The sequence below is a fragment of the Arenibacter amylolyticus genome, assembly GCF_002150785.1.
Classification (GTDB): domain Bacteria; phylum Bacteroidota; class Bacteroidia; order Flavobacteriales; family Flavobacteriaceae; genus Arenibacter; species Arenibacter amylolyticus.
Genome location: NZ_MTAZ01000099.1, coordinates 1 through 1,219 on the forward strand (window position 1 = coordinate 1; position 1,219 = coordinate 1,219).

Here is a 1,219-nt window from a genome sequence, read left to right on the forward strand (position 1 = left end):
AGTGTCAACTCCAGCCCCCATTTTTTACATTAATCCATCGGTACTTTGCTACATTATTCCCCTCATTTCCAAATTGACAAATTAATACCATTGTTACATTGACTCATCGGTACATTTACACATTGACCAATTACTCAATAACAGCAAATCTTCCTATATTAGTATCTTCACAATTCTGCAAACAAAAAAACCACATTAAACCATGACCATAGACTCTCACCAACATTTCTGGAAGTACAACCCCAAAAAACACGCATGGATAAACGATGAGATGGCGGTTATCCGAAAAGACTTTCTACCCACCGATCTAGAACCCGTCTTGGCCGAAAATGGTGTGGATGGCTGCGTAGCCGTACAGGCCGACCAAACCCTGGCTGAAACAGATTTCCTTTTGGAGCTGGCCCATGAGCACGATTTTATCAAAGGCGTCGTAGGTTGGGTAGATCTAAGGAGTAAAAGCATAGAACACCTGCTGGAAAAATACGCCGATGATAAAAAGCTGAAAGGATACCGACATATCGTACAGGGAGAAGAAGATCCCAATTTTCTTTTGCGTCCCGATTTTCTAAACGGAATCTCCAAACTGGAACCATACGGAGCGGTGTACGACATTCTAGTATTCCCCCATCAATTGGGAGCTACCTTAGAATTTGTAAAAAAGTTCCCAAATCAAAAATTTGTGATCGACCATATTGCGAAGCCGTATATTAAGGATAGCTTTTTTGATGGCTGGGCGGTGTTGATGAAAGAAATCGCAAAACAGGAAAATGTCTACTGCAAACTCTCGGGCATGATTACCGAAGCGGATTATAACAGCTGGACACCAGAGCAAATTCACCCCTATATGGAACTGGTATTGGAGGCCTTTGGGCCCAAACGCTGTATGTATGGCTCCGATTGGCCCGTTTGCCTAGTAGCAGGTAAATACAGTGAAGTCAAAAATCTCACCACCAACTTTATCAATACCCTAAGTGCCACAGAACAACAAGCCATCATGGGCGGGAATGCGGTGTCTTTTTACAATCTGTGATTCCGTGTTTGGCAAACAGTTTTTTCAGTGAACAATAATCAATTAGCAATAAACAATTGTGTGCGTCCTTAATATAGGTTGACCTCTACTAGGGGAAAAAATCGAAAGCTCCTCCCTAATGCTTCGGCTACGCTCAGCACGAGAGAAAGGGAGGTGGTTTGCCTGAAAGTGCAAAGCGGAGGGATTTTT

The 1,219-nt window shown here is 42.8% G+C and carries 1 protein-coding gene; it reads left to right on the forward strand.

What is annotated here, in order from left to right; genetic code table 11:
• Positions 1-202 precede the first annotated feature (202 nt).
• Positions 203-1,030 carry an amidohydrolase family protein gene (locus BV214_RS16610; RefSeq protein WP_086478616.1) on the forward strand — a complete coding sequence of 276 codons (828 nt, stop codon included), beginning with the start codon at positions 203-205 and terminating at the stop codon, positions 1,028-1,030.
• Positions 1,031-1,219: the final 189 nt, after the last annotated feature.

What these genes read in the sequence shown, in the direction of transcription:
- BV214_RS16610 (WP_086478616.1), top strand. Translation starts at nt 203, where the DNA reads ATGACCATAGACTCTCACCAACATTTCTGGAAGTACAACCCCAAAAAA.